This window comes from Neorhizobium galegae (assembly GCF_017877055.1).
GTDB classification, from domain to species: domain Bacteria; phylum Pseudomonadota; class Alphaproteobacteria; order Rhizobiales; family Rhizobiaceae; genus Neorhizobium; species Neorhizobium galegae_D.
Genome location: NZ_JAGIPG010000002.1, coordinates 690,482 through 709,672, shown reverse-complemented (window position 1 = coordinate 709,672; position 19,191 = coordinate 690,482). Strand labels below are relative to the sequence as shown.

Genomic DNA, 19,191 nt, shown 5'->3' with positions numbered 1-19,191 from the left:
ATCAGAAGATGATCGCCCAGGCGCAAAGGATCACCAGGGAAACAAGAAGTGCGAGTAGATAAGGCACGACCGCTTTGAACAGCGCGGTCGCGGGAATGCGGGTGACGCCGCTGACCACGAAGATCAGCATGCCGAGCGGCGGCGTCAGGCCGTGGATCATCAGGTTGACGACGATGATGACGCCGAAATGGATCGGGTCGATGCCGGCGGCGACGGCGGCCGGAAGCAGGATCGGGCCGAACAGCAGGATCGCCGCCCCTATGTCGAGGACCAGTCCGACGACCAGAAGGATGACGTTGGAGAGAACGATGACCGAAAGCGCACTACCTCCGAGCATGGTCACGAACTCCGAGACGAGGCCGGAGACGTTATCGACCGCAAGCAGGAAGGCGAACGGTCCGGCCGTTCCGATCAGCAAACCGATCGCAGCAGACTCCGTCGCCGCCTGTTGGAACGAGGCGAGCAGTGAGCCCGCCCCGACCTTGCCCCAGATAGCGAGGATAACGGTGTAGAGCGCCGCCAAGGCCGCCGCCTCGGTCGTGGTGACGATGCCAATGCGGATGCCGACCACGACGATGATGCCGAGACCGAAGGCGGGGATGGCGGAGATGGCGGCCTGCCATCGCTCACGCCCCGAGGCGCGCGGCAGGGCCACCTGCCCGCGAACCGACAGGTGAATGGCAACGGCCAGGCAGATCGCCATCAGGCCGCCGGCGAAGAAACCGCCGACCAGCAGCGAACCGACCGACAGATTGGTGGCCGTCGCCAGGATCAGGAAGGCGATCGACGGCGGGATGACGTTGTCGAGCACCGAGGTGGCGGCAATGATCGCGCCGGCCTGTGCCGGAGGATAACCATGCTTCACCAGTTCCGGCTGGAAGGTCGAGGCACCGAAGGCGGCATTCGCAACCGACGAACCCGAGGCCCCGGAAAACAGCACGCTGGTCAGCAACGTCGTCTGCGCCAGTCCCGCCCGGCGATGGCCGACCGTTGAGGCTGCGAACCGGACGAGCTGGTTGGCGACGCCGGAAGAGGTCAGCAGCCCGCCGGCCAGCAGGAAGAACGGAATGGCGAGCAGCAGAAATTTCGACATGCCGGCCACCGTCGAGGCGACGATCGCCGGTTCCGGCAGGCTGCTGCCGAAGGCAATCGCCACATAGGCGGCCGCCAGGAAAGCATGCGCCAGCGGGGCGGCCAGGACGAGACCGAGCGCGGCCGCCAGCGCCAGGAACAGGCTCGGCGGCAGCTCGCTGTCGATAAAGATCTCGGGAACCCCGAAATAGAGCGCGGCTCCGAGGACGAGCGCCATCAGCACCGGCAGCGCCCTGCCCTCGGCAAGCCTTTGCAGAAGGAGCACAACGAGGATCAGCATGCCGCCGACGCCCAGGAAACCGAAGCGGATCCATTCCGGAACTCCCAATGTCGGCGAAATGCCGCCGAGCATGGACATGATTTCGGAACCGCCGAAGAGCAGGATCATGGCGGCCAGCACGGTAAACACGTCGGCCAGAACCTGGGTCGCCGGCAGCAGCCGGGCGGGAAGCAGACGTATGAAGACGTCGAGCCGCATGGCCAGCGCACTGTTGAGGCTGAGCGGTGCGCCGATCGAAATCAGCGCCACATGCAGCCAGATGCCGAAATCTTCGGCGCCGATAAGACCCGTGTTGAAGAAATAGCGCAGGCAGACACTGACGAGCACGACCGTCAGCAGGGCAGCGAGGATGAGCGCCGCGATGACGCCGAGTGCGGTCTCGATCCCCTTCAGCACCCGCGCCGCAAGGCTATCGCCCCCGACTGCCGTCTGCTCGAGAAAATCGGATGGGCTGGCTTCCACAGGCTCTTACCTTTGCCGAAGAATCAGGCGGTCTTGACCGTTGAAAGATCACGATCGAAGAGCGTCGACCAGGTGAAATGACGCGCTGCCGACACCTCGCGTGAGCCATCGAGACGCGGCACTACCTTTTCGCCGAAGCGATAGGCTTCCTCAAGCCGCGGCAGCCCCGAAAGGGTAAAAGTTTTCGACGCCCGGCCTTTCGCCCGACCGCAGGTCACGGGAGACTTGAGAGGTTCCGCCTTTTACGGCGACCATTCCCACCCCGCAATAGGCCGCAATCCGCAGTGACGACCAAAATCTCGCCTTCGCTGCATCTTTTTGCGAGACATGCTTGGTTTTGAATGGATAATGGTTTCGCGGAAATGCAGGGGAAACCCATGCGCGACAATCGGGGGATGTGTCCGTGGTCGATATCGAACAAGACAAGAAATCTCAGGATCTCTTCGAGTTTCAGCCGGAGCCCGCCGCCCAGACAGGGGCTTCGCCCAACCAAATCCACGCGGGGATGACCGATTTCACCATCTTGAGCGTCGATGACGACGAGATGTTTCAGAACTCTCTCAGACTCTCGCTTTCGGGCTTTACCTATCGCGGCATCGCCCCGCGGATACTGATCGCCGCTTCTGCCAACGAGGCGGCCAAGCTTCTGCTCGAAACGCCTTCAGTCGCCGTCCTGCTGCTCGATGTCGTGATGGAGACGGACGATGCAGGGCTCAGGCTGGTTCGCACGATCCGCGAAGTTCTCGGCAACTCGCAGCTGCGTATCGTGCTCCTCACGGGGCAACCGGGCATCGCGCCGATGCAGTCGTCGCTCGAGACCTATGATATCGCCGATTATTGGCTGAAGACCGACCTGACCAATGAGCGGCTTCATAGCATTCTCACCGCAAACCTGAGGACCTTCGAGCAGATCGACGTGCTGAACCGCGCGCGCCGGGGTCTCCAGAGCATTGTCGAGGCGAGCAACAGCTTGGCGAGATCCTCGGGATTTGAGGATTTCTCCCGCCGCATGATCCACGAATTGGCGGGGCTTCTGGGCGTCAGCGAAGACGGCATCGTCTGCGTTCGCGGGCGTGACCGCGAACAACCGCCGAAGATCATCGGGTCGGCGGGGCGGTTCGCCGCGGCTCTCAACCAGACCCTCGATACCATCAACGACGAATCCATCCGCGACCTGATCCAGCGCTCGCTGGACGGGCAGGCGAATATCGAGACGGCGATTGCGCAGGTTCTGTTTTTCCCAGGTCAGGCGGTCGCACCTGCGGCGGCTGCCTATATCGCGACCAACAGGCGGATCGACGACACGGAGCGGGAATTGCTGCGGGTTTTCGCGACCAATATCGGTACAGGCCTGATCAATGTGGCGCTGACCAGCCAGCTCGACCGCATCGCCTACGAGGACGGCCTGCTCGAGATCGCGAATGGCAACGCGCTAAAGCGCGGCATTCAAGCGGCGCTTGAGGTTCCCCCGCCCCGCAGACGGAAGGTCCTGTTCATCGAACTGAACCAGTATGCGAGAAGCTGCATCTCGCTCGGCGTCGAACAGGGCGATCACCTGCTGCGCGCTTTCGTGAAGCGTCTGGCAGCGGCCTTTCCACCGCCCTGCATGATCGCGCGTCTGCACGAAGACGTATTTGCCGTGCTCGGACCTGAATATCTCGTGCGGATCGAATACGTAAACCGTCTCGAAGCAGGCGCCCACTCGCCCGAAGCCCTGTTCTTCGGCGCAGAGGCGGCCTCCCTCGATCTCAATCATTTCACCTCGGCTCAAACCGTCATCGCGACAGGGCTTCTGCTCCTGAAGAGGGCCGGACTGAAGGGGACAAGCGGGCAACTCGTCGAATACGATCCCAATGTCGAAGAGGAAACACGCCGCCGATTCGCTCTTTCGCAACAGCTTTACAAGGCGGTGCTCAACCGGGAAATCAGCGTCGTGTTCCAGCCGCAGATCGACCTGACCGACAATCGGATTGTCGGCGCCGAAATCCTGGCACGCTGGACGCGTCCGGACGGCTCGCTCGTCTTTCCGGCGGATTTCATTCCGCTCGCAGAGGCGAACGGGCTGATCGTGCCCCTGGGTCAGCAGATCCTCGAACAGGCCTGCAGCGCTCTCCGCTCCATGGACGAGGCGGGGTTCCCCGCTGTCACCCTCGCCGTCAATGTCTCGCCGGTGCAGCTCGGCCGACAGGAATTTATCGACGAACTGATCGCGACTACGCGCCGCTACGGCCTGACGCCGGACCGGCTGGAGCTCGAGATCACCGAGACGGTCGCCATGGAAGCGCACCAGAACGCAAACGATGTGCTCTCCATTCTCAAGAGAGAAGGTTATGCGATCGCGATCGATGATTTCGGCACCGGCTATTCTTCTTTGACCAAGCTACGGTCATTCGAGGCCGCCACGCTCAAGATCCATGGGTCCTTCATTGCCGGTCTTGGAGGCACCAGCCAGAACGAGATGATCGTCGAGATGATCATTCGGCTTGGCGAGCGCATGAACATGCGTGTCCTCGCCGAAAGTGTCGAGACCGAGCAGCAGGCGGAATGGCTGCGGTCGAGAGGATGCACTCTGGCGCAGGGTTATCTCTACGCCCCACCGGAATCCTTCGAGCAATTTCTTGCAAGGCTGCGAAAATCGCAGGCCAAGACTGCGTAGAAGCCGATGACCCGCACGCCTGCAACCCTTATCTTTCCGTCTCTCCGGGCCGCCTTGCGCCATCGTAATCGGCTTGCCATCTTCGTCGTACCCTGGGTCATCGGACTTGGCCTCGGCGTTCCATCGCTCTGGTATCAGATCGGCGTGAATGCCCGGGAACCTCAGATCCGCAACAGGGAGGAGACCCTGTCGCAAGCCTATGACATTCTCGGCCGGACCTTGGACCGGCTCGGTCGCGACGCCCTGTTCCTTGCCGACCTGCAATCGCGCTTCAGCGAGACGGCAAATCCGCTCGCTCCCTTGAGCGTCGAGATATTCCAGAGTTTCGCCGCCAGCTCGCCGGACTACGATCAGGTACGGTGGCTGGATACGGACGGCAACGAACGACTGCGTATAAACCATCGCGGCGGCGGAGAACCCGTCGTCGTTGCCGAGGAGCAGTTGCAGAACAAGGCGGACCGGCCTTACTTTCGCGACACGGCCACGCTGCCGCTGCATGGCCTCTATTTCTCCGCTCTTGATCTCAATATCGAAAACGGCGTGGTCGAGAGGCCGCATCTGCCGACATTGCGTGTTGCGAGCCCTGTTTTCCGCAATGGAATCAAGCAGGGCATCATCGTCATCAACTATCGCAGCACCCGATTGCTCGAGCGCCTGAAGCGGCTCGACACGAGCGTCGATCTCTATCTGATGAACCAGGCGGGATACTGGATCCAGGGACCCGACGCGGATGCGAACTGGGCGTGGCAGATCGGGGAACCAACGCCCGACGCGGATCGAACGGGGAGGCAGCGAGGGGTCAGTCAGGGAGGCAGAGGGTTTTTCCACAGCGGCGACGGAGATTGGAGCTACCGTCGTTTCGACCCTGGCGCGGGCTTGCTGGCAACCGGCGAGGTGGTGGAAATGCGTGCCCCGGATGCCAGCCTCTATCTGCTTGCCCGCGATGCGGCGGGTGCCACCAATAGCCAGGAAACAAGGGGGAAACTCATTCTCGGCATGGTGGCGGCCACCCTCGCCGTGGTGGCGCTTGCGGTAACTGGCCGCCTGGCCAACGGCATGGAGGCCGAGTCGGAATGGGCACGGCAGATGGAGGACACCAACCGAACGCTGCGCGAGACCAACGAAAAACTGAGCGTAACGCAACGGGAACTCGCGCGGGCCGAACGGCTGTCGTCGTTGGGCCTGATGGTTGCCGGCGTCGCCCACGAGATGAACACGCCGCTTGGAAGTGCCGCACTTGTACTCAGCAAGGCCGCCAAGGATCTCAGGCTGTTCAAGGAGCGGATCGCAGCGGGGCTGCGCCGCTCCGATCTCGACCGTTATATCGAAGACAGCGATGCCAGTCTCGACCTGGTGCGCGACGCCATCCACCGGTGCACTGCGCTGGTTCAACGTTTCAAACAGGTTGCAGTCGACCGCGCGACGCTGGAGCGACGAGATATCGATCTCGCCGCATTCATTCCCGATGCCGATCCGCGCCTGCGCAAATGGGACGCCAGCGCCGGCATCAGCCTGACGCTGAACGTGCCTGACGATCTGGCGATCACGACCTATCCGGGACCGTTTGCCCAGGTCTTGTCGAACCTCCTCAACAATTCGCTACTGCATGCCTTCGACGCCGGCAAACCCGGCATGATCACCATCAAGGTCCGGAGACTGGCAGATCAGGTCCTCATCGAATTCAGCGACGACGGTCGCGGGATAAACGAAACGGACATTCAGAAGATATTCGAACCCTTCTTTTCCACGGCCCGACATAGCGGCGGGACCGGGCTCGGGCTGCATATCGTCCACCAGATCGTCACCGAAGTTCTCGGCGGATCGATCTCCGTCGAAAGCCCGCCCCCAGGCGAGGCCCGCGGCACCCGATTCATCATCAGGCTTCCGAGAATTGCTCCGGCACAGGCGGGAACCTAGAGCATTTCCGGTGAAAACCGGAAATGCTCTATCTATTTGTTTTCACGCAGTCCGGACGCAAAACCGCTGACGCACTTTTGCTGGACGTGCTCAAAGTCTCTTCATATCCCGGCATACCATTCGTAGCCGCGATCCTCCCAGAAACCACCGCTGCCGCCATAGAGACGGCCGAGATCGGCCACCGCCTCGATGCGCGTCAGATATTTCGCCTGCTTGTAACCGAGCTGCCGCTCGACACGCAGCCGCAGTGGTGCGCCATGGGCGACTTCGAGGTCGCGGCCGTTCATCGTGTGGGCGAGGATTGTCTGCGGATGGAAGGCATCCACCAGATCGACGCTCTCGTAATACCAGCCGGTGCCGTCCAACGTCTTTTCGTATTCGTCGGCGCAATGAAAGACAATGTAGCGGGCCTCCGGCTTCAAGCCGGCAGTCTTGAGCAGAGCGCCGAGCGGCACGCCGGTCCATTTGCCGATCGCGCTCCAGCCCTCGACGCAGTCGTGCCGGGTGATCTGGGTGCGGGCCGGCAGGGCCTTCAGTTCGGCGAGCGACAGCTGCATCGGCCTTTCGACAAGGCCGCCGACCGCCAGCTTCCATGTCGAGAACTGCCGGTTCATCCAGTCGAGATATTGCGGATTGTCCGGCATGCTGGTGCCGTTAGCGCGAAAGACCGGAGAGAGATCCGCCTCCGTGAACTCGCGCGCCAGCGCGTCGTCGCCGAGCAGGAAGCGCTGGGTCTTCATCGAAAAACCCTCGGCTATCTTGAGCACGGACTTCGTCCGGTCGCTTTCGACGAGCGCGTCGCAACCGCTCAAACCGAGCGCCGAAGCGGTCATGGTCGCGCCGATCAGGAAACGGCGCCGGGTGATGATGCGGCTCATTGCTTGTCCTCCTGTTCGATGGCGTACCAGCCGGTGATCATCGAACGCAGATTGTTGAAGACGCCCGACAGGATCACCATCGCGACATGGACCACCACGAAGGCGACGAGCGAAAACGCCGTGAGGAAATGGATCGTACGGGCCGACTGGCGGCCTCCGAAGACGTCGAGCAGCCAGGGTGCCACGGCATTGAACCCGGGCGACATGGTGAGTCCTGTCAGGATCATCAGCGGCAGCAGCAGGAAGATCACCGCGACATAGGTGAGTTTCTGCAGCGTGTTGTAATGCCGCGCCTCCGGCCCTTTCGGGAACCGCAGCCGGGCGTGGTTGACGATCTCATGGCCGATATGGGCGGGCGTCAGCTCATTCCCCGCGGGCAGCAGATCGCGGCGGAAATGCCGGCTCAACAGTCCATAGGCGAGATAGATGAAGCCGTTGATGACGAACAGCCACGCAAAGAAGAAATGCCAGCGTCGGCCGCTTGCGAGGTCCTGATAGCTCGGGATCGTCAACCAGTCGGGGAATCCTCGTGCTGTCGCCTCGCCATCGACGCCGGATACGCCGAGAAATCCGGTCGTGTTGAAGGTGAGCGAGCCGATATGAGTCACGCCCTTCGCCTTGTCGCCATCCTCGACCGCCTCCATGGAAATGAAGGAGGGATCGTTGTCGGCGCCATACTGGCCCCAATAAAGCGCCGGATGGGCATTGAATATCTGCAGGCCGCTGAACAGCAGCACGGTCATGCAGAGCACGTTCACCCAGTGCGACAGGCGCACCAGCAGGCTGTGGCGATAGATGACCGTTCGGCCGGTCGCAGCGCCGGCATCGATCGTGGCCATGATGTTTCCTCCGAGTACAGGACGTGGACTTCGGCAAAGAGACGCGGCCGCCGCGCAAAAAGTTTCAGCGGCCGCCGCCAAATCATTTCATCGCGTCACTTCATTGCGTCGCAGGCCTTCATCATGTCGGACTTCTTCATCGAGTCCTTTTCCATGCCGGCCTTGTGCATGCAGTCGGCCTTGGTGCTGCCCGTCGCCATCGAGTCCTTCTTCATCGAGTCCGGCTTCATGGCGTCGGTCTTCATCGAGTCCTTCTTCATCGTGTCGGTGCCCGTGCCGCTCTGGGCGCTTGCCGCACCGGCAAACGAAAGACCGATGACGAGGGTGCAGGCTGCGACGCTGGAAAGAAGCTTGGTCATGAGATGTCCTCCTGGGATCAATCGATGTGTCCGCCGGCTGCCTGCCGAGGGCTCACAACCACCCATTCGAGCCGTGCAGAAACTCGTTACAGCTTCACGGTTATGTGATAGGCCGGCAGCGTTCGGAATATTTTCCATTCCGCCTGTAACCGTTTACGTGCTTTTCCGAATGAACATTGAAACAGCATGACGAGCGCCCATTCGGAAGAAGCCTTGAAGGCCCTGATGCTTCTGTCTCTTGATGGGGACGAGGCTGCCTACAGGCGTTTGCTCAACACGGTGCGCGTCCTGCTTGTCGGATATTACAGCCGCCGCATGGCTGCTGCAACGAAAGCGGACATGGAAGATCTCGTCCAGGAGACATTGCTGGCGCTGCATTCCCGCCGGGAAACCTATGATCGCCAACGGCCGTTCACCGCGTGGTTCTTCTCAATCGCCCGCTACAAGCTGATCGACCACCATCGCGGCCGCGGCAGCCGGATGATGGCGGAAACGGAGCTCGGCGAGGATTTCGAGAGCGAATACAGCGAAGCCGCCGTCACCGCGCGGATGGATGTCGAGCGGCTTCTGGAAGGCCTGCCGGCGAAACAGCGGGAATTGATCCGCCAGGTGAAGCTCGAAGGCCAGTCGGTGGCGGACACGGCAAGCCGGACCGGCCAATCGGAATCGGCGGTCAAAGTGGGCATTCATAGGGGTCTAAAAGCACTGGCGGAGAAATTGCGAGGCGGAAAGTGAGACAAACGGACGATATCATCGACAGCCTGGTGGGGGACCTGAAGCCGGTGCCGCGCCATGCGCTGGCGCGCCGGTTCGCGGCCGGCGTCCTGCCGGCGCTCGCCGTGTCGCTGGTGCTGATGCTGGCGATCCTCGGCCTGCGCATCGACATGGCGGAAGCTCTGATGTTGCCGGTGTTCTGGATCAAGTCTGCCTACAATGCGCTGCTGGCGATCGCCGCTTTCCTCGCCGCCTATCACCTGGCGCGACCCGACGGTTCCAGGGGGCGATTCTTCCAGTTCGCGGCAGCGATCGTCGTGACCATGGCCGTGGTTGCGGTCATTCAGCTGACGATGTCGCCGGCAGAGGCCTACCGCACCTTGATCATCGGATCGTCGGCTCTGCATTGCCCGCTGTTGATATTCCTCTTCGCGCTTCCGGTGTTTGCCGGGAACGTCTGGGTGCTCCGCCATGGCGCGCCGACCGATCTGAGGCTCACCGGCTTCATCGCCGGCATCGCAGCCGGCGCCGCCGGTGCCTGGGTCTATTCCTGGTTCTGCACCGAGAACGGCATGCCCTTCGTGCTCATCTGGTATTCGTTCGGCATCCTGATGACGGGCATTCTCGGCTCGCTTATGGGGCCGCGCCTGTTACGCTGGTGAGCCGGCGGAAAGATGGTTTTAGCTCGATGATTTTATCGAGCCATCGACCAGGTCAGGACAATTCAAGAGGCGGCAATTCAGCGGCAGATTTAGTCGGCTCCACCATGCCCGAGTGCCTACGCACCCGGAGTGCCATCCGTCCCGACAAAATTCTTGATCTGGAAGAAAATGGTACGGTTGGGGGGTCTCGAACCTCCGACCTCAGGTGCCACAAACCTGCGCTCTAACCAACTGAGCTACAACCGCACAAGCGCCCTTGGGCGCTGTTGGGGGGTCACATACGGCGATCGGACTTTTTTTGCAAGTCCTTTCCCGCAAATAGAAGAGGCCGGAGCATGCTCCGGCCTTCTCCTTCAAATCAAGCTTGGAAATTAGGCAGCCTTGAAGGTCGTCATGACCTTTTCAGCGGCTTCCTTGCCCGGCTTCGTCACGTCTTCGACGATCTTGCGGGCGGTGTCCTGCATGGACTTGGCCTGCTCAACCGTGATTTCAGCCTGCTTGCGGATGAAGCCGGTCTGCAGCTCGATCAGTTCGGCAAAGGACTTCACGCCGAGCAGCGATTCCATATGGGTCAGCGAGATCTCGGCATTGGTGCGCAGCGCGTCGATCGCCTTGAGGCCGAGTTCGACAGAGCCAGCCTGGGCCGACTGCATTGTGGATTCCACCGTTTTGGTGGCTTCCTCGGCAGCGGTTTTCATCTTAGCATAGGCTTCGCGAGACTGGGTGGCACCCTTTTCGGCGAAGTCACGGAAGCCTTCGGTCAGTTTGGACGGATCGAAAGCGGAGAAGGAAAAGATATCGTCGGTCTTGCGTGCCATCGTTTCAGGTCCTCGTTGGCGATTTCTTCGGCAGAACCGAAGATGTGATGCCTCTTATATAGACCATCTCGTTGTGCATTGCAATATCATTGTGCGCTGCACAATAAAATCTATCCCGGAATTAACCCTATCGGAGGTTTGGGCAGCGCCGCTCTCGACCCGAAGGCAGGTGGCGGTTATTAACAATCCGTTAAACTACGTAGAAATCCGGTCACAAACGCCCTGTAGGTTTTGCCTATGTCCGCAGTTCAATACCCGTTCATCGACATTTCCGTGCACGAGCGCGTCCGCGACCGTTTTGCTGCAGGCGAAGCGATCGTGCTGTTCTCTCCGGACATGCAAAGCCCGCTTTGGGCGAACGGGCGCGGCGCCGATCTTTTCGGTTTCGACTCCATCTACGATTTCCTCGACCAGGGTCCCAACCGCGTCGACATCGCCTTCCGCCAGATCGAGGCGGCTGCGCGCCAGCTCGGCGAAGTCGGCGACATCCGCAACCTGACGATCCGCGTCGCCTCCGGTTTCCAGCGCATTCCCGTGCAGGCCATCTGCGAGCTTGTCCAGGTTCAGGGCGAAACGGCCGTGCTGTTCAGCGCGCCGGTGGAACGGGGCAGGCTCACGCCTTCGGCCTCTGCGGCCCGGATGATCGAAGGCTTCGACGATCCCGATACACATATGGCGGTGATCGACGAAAACGGTGAGGTGCTCGCCGCTTCGTCCGAGTTCGCGGGGCTCGGCGTTTCCACGCAGACCGCCAAGATGATGGCGACCATGGCGGGCGCCGATCCGAGCCGCCTCATCAAGCGCCCCATCCCGACCTCCAAGGGCTACCTGCCGGCTGCAATCGGCAAGCTCTCCAACGAACCTGCCCTGCATCTCCTGTTCACGGTCGAGACGGAACAGGGCCGCGCCGCCGTCGCCAACGGCTACGAACCGCGCGATGAGGCACCGATGACCGCCGAAGTCGACCAGGCAAACGCCGAGGTCGGCGAGGAAGCCACGGAATTCGCTGCGAGCGAAGACACCGAGGACTTCACGGTGGAGGCCGTCCCGGTCGATAGTTTTGCCGAGGTGATCGCCGCGGTGTCCGAAATCGAGGATACGGAAGAGCCGGAAGAAGAAATTTCGCTTGAAGCCGGCGAGGATGTCACGCTTGAAAACGCTATGCCGGCTGTGGATGTCGAGGCTCTTTCCTCTGCTGACGCGATCGAGACGGCCGAGGACCTGGTTTCCGAAACCGCGATCGAGGAACCATCTGCTGCCGAGCCGGAGACAATCGAGGAGGCGCCTGCGGTCGAGCCTGCAGCGGCCGAAATCGACGCGCCGGAACCGGGCGGTTTCGTCTTCCGCCGCGATGGCCGCGCAACCCGTTTCGTCTGGAAGATCGATGCGGAAGGCCGGTTCAGGGAAGTTTCAAGCGAATTTGCCGACGCTGTCGGCCCACATGCCGCCGATATCAACGGCATGGCCTTTACCGATCTCGCGGCCCTCTTCCATCTCGATCCCGAGGGCAAGATCACCGAGCTGCTCAACAAGCGCGATACTTGGTCCGGCAAGACGATCTGGTGGCCGATCGAGGGCACGTCGCTGGTGGTGCCGGTCGATCTCGCCGCGCTGCCGACCTATACCCGTACCCGCGAGTTCGACGGTTTTCGTGGCTTCGGCATCGTGCGCATCGGCGATGCAGCCGAGGATCCGAATGCCGTCGGCCTGACCCTGACCCGGGCGGTACCGGAGGATGTGGCCGAACCGGAAGCTGAGACTGTTTTCGAACCCTACGAGATGCCCGTCGATGCACCTGATCTGGTGGCAGAAGGCGGCCTGTCCGTTTGGCAGAGCGAAGCCACCGATACGTCCACCGAAATCATCGAAACCGAAGAACCCGCGGAAGAGATTGGTTCAGCCGAGGACGCGATCGCCGAAAGTTCCACGTACGGCGAACCGGCTTCCGTGACCGAAGAGTCGGCGACGTTCGAAGAGACCGAAGTCGCGGAAGATGCCGAGCAGCCGGCTGCCGCCGAAGACATATCTGCCGATGCGACGCCATCCGAAGACCTGCAGCCGGCGCCAGAGGACGCGCCGCAGCCGTCCAAGTCGGGGCGGCAGATCCCTTCACTGCTCGACTGGCCGGCCGGCGAACGCCCCGCACTGCGGATCGTCGACAATGCCGGCCGCCGCCATTCCGACAAGGTCATCCAGCTCGAGGAGCGCCGCTCCAACCGCCGCGACGGACTGACCCCCGTCGAACAGGCGGCTTTCCGCGAAATCGCCCGCCAGCTCGACAATTTCGTCGGTCGCCGCAGCGAGGAAAAGACGCCGGAGACTCCGGCCGAGGTAGAGGTACCTGCCGTCGAACCGAACGAGCCGAGCGCGATAGAGCCGACCCGGATCGAACATGAGACGGTGCACGAGGAGCCTGTCGTTCCCGTTTCGGAAGAGATTTCCGAGGAAGAGGCAGTCGCATTCGCCGAAGAGGCTAACCAGGCTTTTGCCGACGGACCGATCGAGGCCACCGAAGACACGGAAGCCGCTGTGGAGGCTTCGGCCGACCCGCATCCGGAACTTTCCGACCGCGAACTGCTGAGCCAGATGATACCGGTTCGCGAGCGTATCGGCCTTTCCGCGGAGATCGTCGACCAGATGCCGGTTGCGCTTCTCGTTCACAGCGGCGACCTCTTGATCTATGGCAATCCCGAATTCCTGCGGCTGACCGGCTATGCCTCGATCGACGAACTGGCGGAAGTCGGAGGTCTCGATGCGCTGCTGCAGCGCCAGGATCTCGAAGGCAAGACAACGGAAGCCGGCGGCATGGTCGTGGTGCGTGCCGACGATGTGCTGGTGCCGGTGACGGCGCGCCTGCAGTCCGTCCGCTGGGACAATTCGACTGTTCTCATGTTGGCGCTGATGCCGGTCGTGACCGAGTCTCAGAGCTCCACCGGGGATGGTGAAGCGGCGGAGGTCATTCCGCTGCGCGCGCCCCGCGCCGCCGACCAGCTCGCCAAGCTGCAGGTCGAGGTAACCGAACTGCGTGCCATCCTGGAAACGGCCACCGACGGCGTGGTGATCATCGGCGCGGATGGCGACATCCGCTCGCTGAACCGGGCGGCGAATGCGCTCTTCAACTACGACAATGAAGAGATCAACGGCAAACCTTTCGTCACGCTGTTCGCCCACGAGAGCCAGCGGGCGATCCTCGATTATCTCGCCGGGCTTGCCGGCCATGGCGTGGCGAGCGTCCTCAACGACGGCCGCGAAGTCATCGGCCGCGAAGCTTCCGGCGGCTTTCTGCCGCTGTTCATGACGATCGGCAAATTGACGTCCTCGAACGGCTATTGCGCCGTCATCCGCGACATCACCCAGTGGAAGCGCACCGAGGACGAGCTGCGCACCGCCAAGCGTGCGGCCGAAACGGCGAACGCCCACAAGAGCGAGTTCCTCGCCCATGTGAGCCACGAAATCCGCACGCCGCTCAACGCGATCATCGGTTTTGCCGACATGATGGCGAGCGAACGTTTCGGCCAGATCGGTCACGCGCGCTATGTGGAATATGCCAATGACATCAGCCGCTCCGGCCGGCATGTGCTCGATATCGTCAACGACCTCCTCGACATTTCCAAGATCGAGGCCGGCGAAATGGAGCTCGATTTCGTCGCTGTCGGCCTGAACGAGGCGGTGTCGGAAGCCGTCTCGCTGGTGCAGCCGCAGGCAAACGGCCAGCGCGTCATCATCCGCACGGCCCTCTCGCATGCCGTACCGCAGGTGGTTGCCGATCCCCGCTCGATCAAGCAGATCGTGCTGAACATCCTGTCGAACGCCATCCGCTTCACGCCCTCCGGAGGCCAGATCGTCGTGTCCACCGCTTACGAGACCAACGGAAATGTGGTCCTTCGTGTCCGCGATACCGGCATCGGCATGACCCGCTCGGAGCTGGAACTGGCCATGAAGCCGTTCCGCCAGGTTGCGAGCGCCTCCCGCAAGCGCGGCGACGGCACGGGCCTCGGCCTGCCGCTGACCAAGGCGATGGTCGACGCAAACCGCGCCGCCTTCGCGATCACGTCCGCACCGAACGAAGGCACGCTGGTGGAAATCACCTTCCCTTCACCGCGGGTGCTTGCGAACTGATCCGGGAAATTGAGGCCGGTTCCGGCATCCTCACCGCTTGGCCGGTGATCGCCTTAAATTTCCCGGCCATCCTCGAGTTGCGATAGTTCAAAAAATAACTCTAAGTTGCATTTACCGTTAAAAGAAAGGCAGCCGAAGCTGCCTTTGAAGTTTAATGCTGTCCAACGAGGGTCGGTGGAGACGTCATGTCTATGAAAGCTCGCGGCTAGGCGTATTTCATACACGAGACGAAACCATGTTGCTCCACTTTTGATCAAAGCGACTTAATAGCCCGTTAACGGCGTCCCATTTCCGGAATTTATGCTGGAGATGTGCCGTGGCGATGCATCTCGCCTCCTCGGAACGCCAGCCGTTCAGCTTTTCAACTCGACAAGACCGTCGAACAGGTCGAGCGCTTCCGGATTGGCGAGCGCCTCCTTGTTCTTGACGACACGGCCGTGCACGACGTCGCGAACCGCCAGCTCGACGATCTTGCCCGACTTGGTGCGCGGGATATCGGCGACCTGGATGACCTTGGCCGGCACGTGGCGCGGCGAAGCGCCGGTGCGGATGCGGGCCTTGATCGCCTTGACCAGATCTTCGCTCAGCGTCAGTCCGCCGGCGAGGCGCACGAAGAGGATGACGCGGACGTCGTCATCCCAATCCTGGCCGATGCAGATGGCTTCCGCGACCTCTTCCATCTGCTCCACCTGATTGTAGATCTCGGCCGTGCCGATCCGCACGCCGCCCGGATTGAGCGTGGCATCCGAACGCCCATGGATGACGATGCCGTCATGCTCGGTCCATTCCGCGAAGTCACCGTGGCACCAGACATTGTCGAAACGCTCGAAATAGGCGGCGCGGTATTTCTGCCCTTCGGGATCGTTCCAGAACATGACCGGCATGGACGGGAAGGCCTTCGAGCAGACGAGCTCGCCCTTTTCGCCGCGTACCGGCTTGCCGTCGTCGTTCCAGACATCGACGGCCAAGCCCAGGCCAGGCCCCTGGATCTCGCCGCGCCAGACCGCCTTGAGTGGGTTGCCGAGCACGAAACAGGAGACGATGTCCGTACCGCCGGAGATCGAAGCAAGATGCACGTCGCTCTTGATGCCTTCGTAGACGAAGGAGAAGCCCTCCGGCGACAGCGGCGAACCGGTCGATGTCATCAGCCGCAACGCCGAGAGATGGTGGCTCTCCTTCGGCACGATGCCGCCCTTGCGGACCGCATCGATATATTTCGCCGAGGTGCCGAATACCGCGAACTGCTCGGCCTCAGCATAGTCGAACAGGACATTGCCGTCCGGAGCGAAGGGCGACCCGTCGAACAGGCAGAGCGTGGCGCCGACCGCGAGGCCGGAGACCAGCCAATTCCACATCATCCAGCCGCACGTGGTGAAATAGAACAGCTTTTCGCCGGGCTGAAGGCTGCAATGGAAGCGATGTTCCTTGAGGTGCTGCAACAGCGTGCCGCCGGCCGAATGGACGATGCATTTCGGCACGCCAGTCGTGCCGGAGGAGAAGAGGATATAAAGCGGATGGGAGAACGGCAGCGGTGCGAACTCGATCGCCCTCGCCTCGTAAGGTGCCGTGAAATCGGCAAGCGTACGGCCATCGGCAAGCGACGCGGCAAGCCCCGGGGCATCGCCCGCATAGGGCACCACCAGGACCGGCGTCTTCAGCATCTCCGACACCGTCTTCACCTTGGCGGAGACATTCTGGAGCTTGCCGTTGTACCAATAACCGTCGCAGGTGATGAACAGTTTCGGGGCGATCTGGCCGAAACGATCGAGCACACCCTGTTCGCCGAAATCGGGGGAGCAGGAGGACCAGATGGCGCCGATCGAGGCGGCGGCCAGCATGCAGGCGATTGTCTCCGGCATGTTCGGCATCATCGCGGCGACGCGGTCGCCCTTCTGGATGCCGAGCACCCGGAAGGCCTGCTGCAGGCGGGAGACCTCGGCGCGGAGCTTGTCCCAGGACCAGCGGTAGCTCACCTTGTCCTCGCCGCGGAAGATCAGCGCGTCCCCGGCGCCCGTTTCGGCGAGCAGGTTTTCGGCAAAATTCAGTGTCGCATCGGGGAAAAAGCGGGCAGCGAGCATATCTTCGCCGTTGACCAGCGCGCGTTCGCCGCGCTCGCCCTTGACGCCGCAGAAATCCCAGACCGCCGACCAGAAGTCGGCGCGCTCGACGATCGACCAGGCGTAGAACGCGTCGTAGTCGGGAAAGCTTTTGCCAAAGCGCTCCGCGCACCAGCCCATGAAATGATAAAGCGGGGTTTTCTGCTGCGCTTCCTTCGAAGGACTCCACAGCGGCTGTTCGTTGCCCATTCCCATTCCTCCACCCCCGGGAGAACCCTGCCCGGCATCGGAAACCAGGGTCCTGTCCTCTCTCCATCCGCGCCCGGCCCTCGGGGCCGGACGTGTCGGCCTGTATAGCATGTTGCACCGCGTGATAAAGAGGACAGCCGGGGGACGTTGCGTGGATTTGCACGGGGCATGCATTTCCTATATGCGCGTGGTGATCATGCTCGCCAATCCGATCGGAAATCTGCGGAAGAACCTGAGCCGCCCGCTGGGCCGGCGGTCGCGCCGCGTTCTGATCGGTGCCATCGTCGCCCTCTGCCTGTTTGCGCTTTTCCAGGTTGTCGCACCGTTCCTCATTTCATCGGCCGTCGTGCGCGAAAGCATGGAGCGGGCGGTCGCCGAATGGACCGGCCATGACGTGGAGATCGAGGGAACACCGGATATCCGTTTCTGGCCCGAGCCTCGGGTCACGCTCAGGGACATCACCATCCGCAAGCAGGCGGAAGACGGCGAGCGCGTGCTCGGCCGGGTCTCGCGGCTTTCGGCCTCCTTCGATCTCATGCCGGCCCTGGTCGGACAGCCCGAGTTCAAGGATTTTCGGCTCACAGACCCAGAAATCTACGTCCTCAGGGAGGCCGACGGCAGGCTCGACTGGGCGAATGACGGGCTGCTCAGCCGCGCGGTGCGCGACGCGCGGCCGGACGGCAGCGGCCAGGCGCTGACGACGGATGACGATGCGCGCATGGGCGATGTCCGTATCACCAACGGAACACTCGAAATCTCGGACGTCGCCAGCGGCCGCGTCACACGATTCCGGTCGATCAACGGCACGCTCGACTGGCCGTGGCTTTCTCGCGGCCTGGAGCTGAAGGCGGATGCCGCGCTGAACGGCCGGGCGCTGACGCTGGACCTTAGTTCGACGCAGCCCCTGCTGCTGCTCTCGGGCAAAAGCGGCGATATCTCGGGCACGGTGGCGTCCACCCTCTTTCATGGCCAGTTTCGAGGCGTCGCCGACCTTGCGGCGCAAGCGTTCCTTTCCGGCGATGCCGAACTGACGGTCCCTGACCTCGCGGCGGCCATGAGCTGGGCCGGCCTGAATTTTTCCGGCGTGGAACGCGTGAAGAGCTTCTCGCTGGCTACCCACCTCGTTACCAGCGACAACGTACTGCGCTTCGACAACCTCTCCCTCAGCCTGAACGACGCCAAGGCGACCGGCATACTCGATCTGCTGCTGCCCGCGGACAAGCCCCCGAGACTTACCGGCACGCTCGCCTTCGACCGGATGGATTTTTCCGCGGCGCTTGCCGCCATTGCGCCCCGCACCATGGGAGACGCCGGCCACAGCGATGGCCAACTCGCCGAACTGGAACTCGACCTGAGGCTTTCCGCCCAGCAGGCGACGCTCGGACCTTTCCAGCTTTCGGAAGCCGCCGTGAGCGTGATGAACACCGGCGAGCAATCCCGTATCGACATTGCCGACAGCGATTTCGAGACGGGCCGGCTGACTGGCCGGCTCGCTACTGTGAAAGGCGGCGTGGCCGGGGCTGTCGCGCTGCGCCTTGCTGTCCAGGACGCCGATTTCGGGAATATCGTCAGGAAACTCGGCCTCGCCGGGCCGCTTCCGGCGGCACGCGGATCGTTGGACCTGGCGCTCGACGTCGACCGGCCGCTGGAGCCGGAAGCCTGGCGCAACGCCAAGGGTACCTTGCGCTTCCGCGCGGGTCGCGGCTCGCTTTCAGGCGTCAATATTGCCGGCATCCGGCAGCTGGCGGCGCAAATGCCCTATTTTCCCCTGAGCGACGCCGGCACCGGCAGCCTGGAATTCGACCATATCGACATGTCCGCCGATCTTGCGGGCGGGTCGGCCGATATCCGCGAGGGAAAGATAACCGGCGCCGCAGAGACGCTGACGCTTTCGGGCGTAATTCCCTATATCAACAACAGCCTCGCGCTCTCGGCGATCGTCGAACCGATCCCGCAGGGTACCAATGCCGCGCCGCTGATGGTCTTCATCGGCGGCTCCTGGCCCGACCCCGTCATCTGGCCCGTTTCGCAAACTTCGGCGAAACCCCTACAATGAGCCGAATCAACCGGATGGGGGTAATCTGGTGGC

At 62.2% G+C, this 19,191-nt stretch carries 12 protein-coding genes, 1 tRNA gene and 1 pseudogene; 6 read left to right on the top strand and 8 right to left on the bottom strand.

All coding sequences use genetic code 11. From position 1 onward, the window contains the following. Nucleotide 1: 1 nt before the first annotated feature. Both J2857_RS13755 and J2857_RS30945 read right to left on the bottom strand, forming a co-directional pair. Nucleotides 2-1,834, bottom strand: a complete 1,833-nt coding sequence (locus tag J2857_RS13755; RefSeq protein ID WP_210010702.1) for a TRAP transporter large permease subunit — start codon at nucleotides 1,832-1,834, stop codon at nucleotides 2-4. Nucleotides 1,835-1,857: 23 nt separating this feature from the next. Then, a pseudogene (locus J2857_RS30945) lies at nucleotides 1,858-2,104 on the bottom strand (alkanesulfonate monooxygenase); the annotation flags it as partial. Nucleotides 2,105-2,237: 133 nt separating this feature from the next. On the opposite strand from J2857_RS30945, the gene J2857_RS13750 reads away from it, so the two are divergent. Continuing rightward, nucleotides 2,238-4,490, top strand: a complete 2,253-nt coding sequence (locus J2857_RS13750) for a putative bifunctional diguanylate cyclase/phosphodiesterase (RefSeq protein ID WP_348635678.1) — start codon at nucleotides 2,238-2,240, stop codon at nucleotides 4,488-4,490. Nucleotides 4,491-4,496: 6 nt separating this feature from the next. After that, nucleotides 4,497-6,407 (top strand): sensor histidine kinase, encoded by a 1,911-nt coding sequence (locus J2857_RS13745; protein ID WP_210010700.1) that lies wholly within the window; start codon nucleotides 4,497-4,499, stop codon nucleotides 6,405-6,407. A gap of 101 nt (nucleotides 6,408-6,508) precedes the next feature. Here J2857_RS13745 and J2857_RS13740 read toward each other — a convergent pair whose 3' ends face one another. The 3 genes from J2857_RS13740 to J2857_RS13730 form a co-directional block, all read right to left on the bottom strand. After that, complete coding sequence (locus J2857_RS13740) at nucleotides 6,509-7,285, bottom strand: molybdopterin-binding protein (protein ID WP_210010699.1); 777 nt, start codon at nucleotides 7,283-7,285, stop codon at nucleotides 6,509-6,511. After that, complete coding sequence (locus tag J2857_RS13735; RefSeq protein WP_210010698.1) at nucleotides 7,282-8,124, bottom strand: cytochrome b/b6 domain-containing protein; 843 nt, start codon at nucleotides 8,122-8,124, stop codon at nucleotides 7,282-7,284. The genes J2857_RS13740 and J2857_RS13735 overlap by 4 nt, the downstream gene beginning before the upstream one ends. A 95-nt stretch (nucleotides 8,125-8,219) precedes the next feature. Next, nucleotides 8,220-8,483, bottom strand: a complete 264-nt coding sequence (locus J2857_RS13730; protein WP_210010697.1) for a pentapeptide MXKDX repeat protein — start codon at nucleotides 8,481-8,483, stop codon at nucleotides 8,220-8,222. A gap of 186 nt (nucleotides 8,484-8,669) precedes the next feature. On the opposite strand from J2857_RS13730, the gene J2857_RS13725 reads away from it, so the two are divergent. Both J2857_RS13725 and J2857_RS13720 read left to right on the top strand, forming a co-directional pair. Further along, nucleotides 8,670-9,218 (top strand): sigma-70 family RNA polymerase sigma factor, encoded by a 549-nt coding sequence (locus J2857_RS13725; protein ID WP_210010696.1) that lies wholly within the window; start codon nucleotides 8,670-8,672, stop codon nucleotides 9,216-9,218. Further along, nucleotides 9,215-9,859 carry an NrsF family protein gene (locus J2857_RS13720; RefSeq protein ID WP_210010695.1) on the top strand — a complete coding sequence of 215 codons (645 nt, stop codon included), beginning with the start codon at nucleotides 9,215-9,217 and terminating at the stop codon, nucleotides 9,857-9,859. The genes J2857_RS13725 and J2857_RS13720 overlap by 4 nt, the downstream gene beginning before the upstream one ends. Before the next feature lie 169 nt (nucleotides 9,860-10,028). On the opposite strand, the gene J2857_RS13715 is transcribed toward J2857_RS13720, so the two are convergent. Continuing rightward, nucleotides 10,029-10,105, bottom strand: a tRNA-His gene (locus tag J2857_RS13715). A gap of 125 nt (nucleotides 10,106-10,230) precedes the next feature. Continuing rightward, on the bottom strand, nucleotides 10,231-10,677 hold the full coding sequence (locus J2857_RS13710; protein WP_210010694.1) for a phasin: 447 nt from the start codon (nucleotides 10,675-10,677) through the stop codon (nucleotides 10,231-10,233). Between the two features lie 237 nt (nucleotides 10,678-10,914). On the opposite strand from J2857_RS13710, the gene J2857_RS13705 reads away from it, so the two are divergent. Continuing rightward, nucleotides 10,915-14,796: a PAS domain-containing sensor histidine kinase gene (locus J2857_RS13705; RefSeq protein WP_210010693.1), complete on the top strand. Its 3,882-nt coding sequence runs from the start codon at nucleotides 10,915-10,917 to the stop codon at nucleotides 14,794-14,796. Between the two features lie 353 nt (nucleotides 14,797-15,149). Here the strand turns inward: J2857_RS13705 and J2857_RS13700 are convergent, their stop codons facing one another. After that, nucleotides 15,150-17,102 carry an acetoacetate--CoA ligase gene (locus tag J2857_RS13700; RefSeq protein ID WP_210010692.1) on the bottom strand — a complete coding sequence of 651 codons (1,953 nt, stop codon included), beginning with the start codon at nucleotides 17,100-17,102 and terminating at the stop codon, nucleotides 15,150-15,152. A gap of 151 nt (nucleotides 17,103-17,253) precedes the next feature. Between J2857_RS13700 and J2857_RS13695 the strand changes: the two genes are divergently transcribed. Next, entirely contained in the window at nucleotides 17,254-19,158 is a 1,905-nt protein-coding gene (locus tag J2857_RS13695) for an AsmA family protein (RefSeq protein ID WP_210010691.1), read from the top strand. The last annotated feature ends 33 nt before the right edge of the window (nucleotides 19,159-19,191 follow it).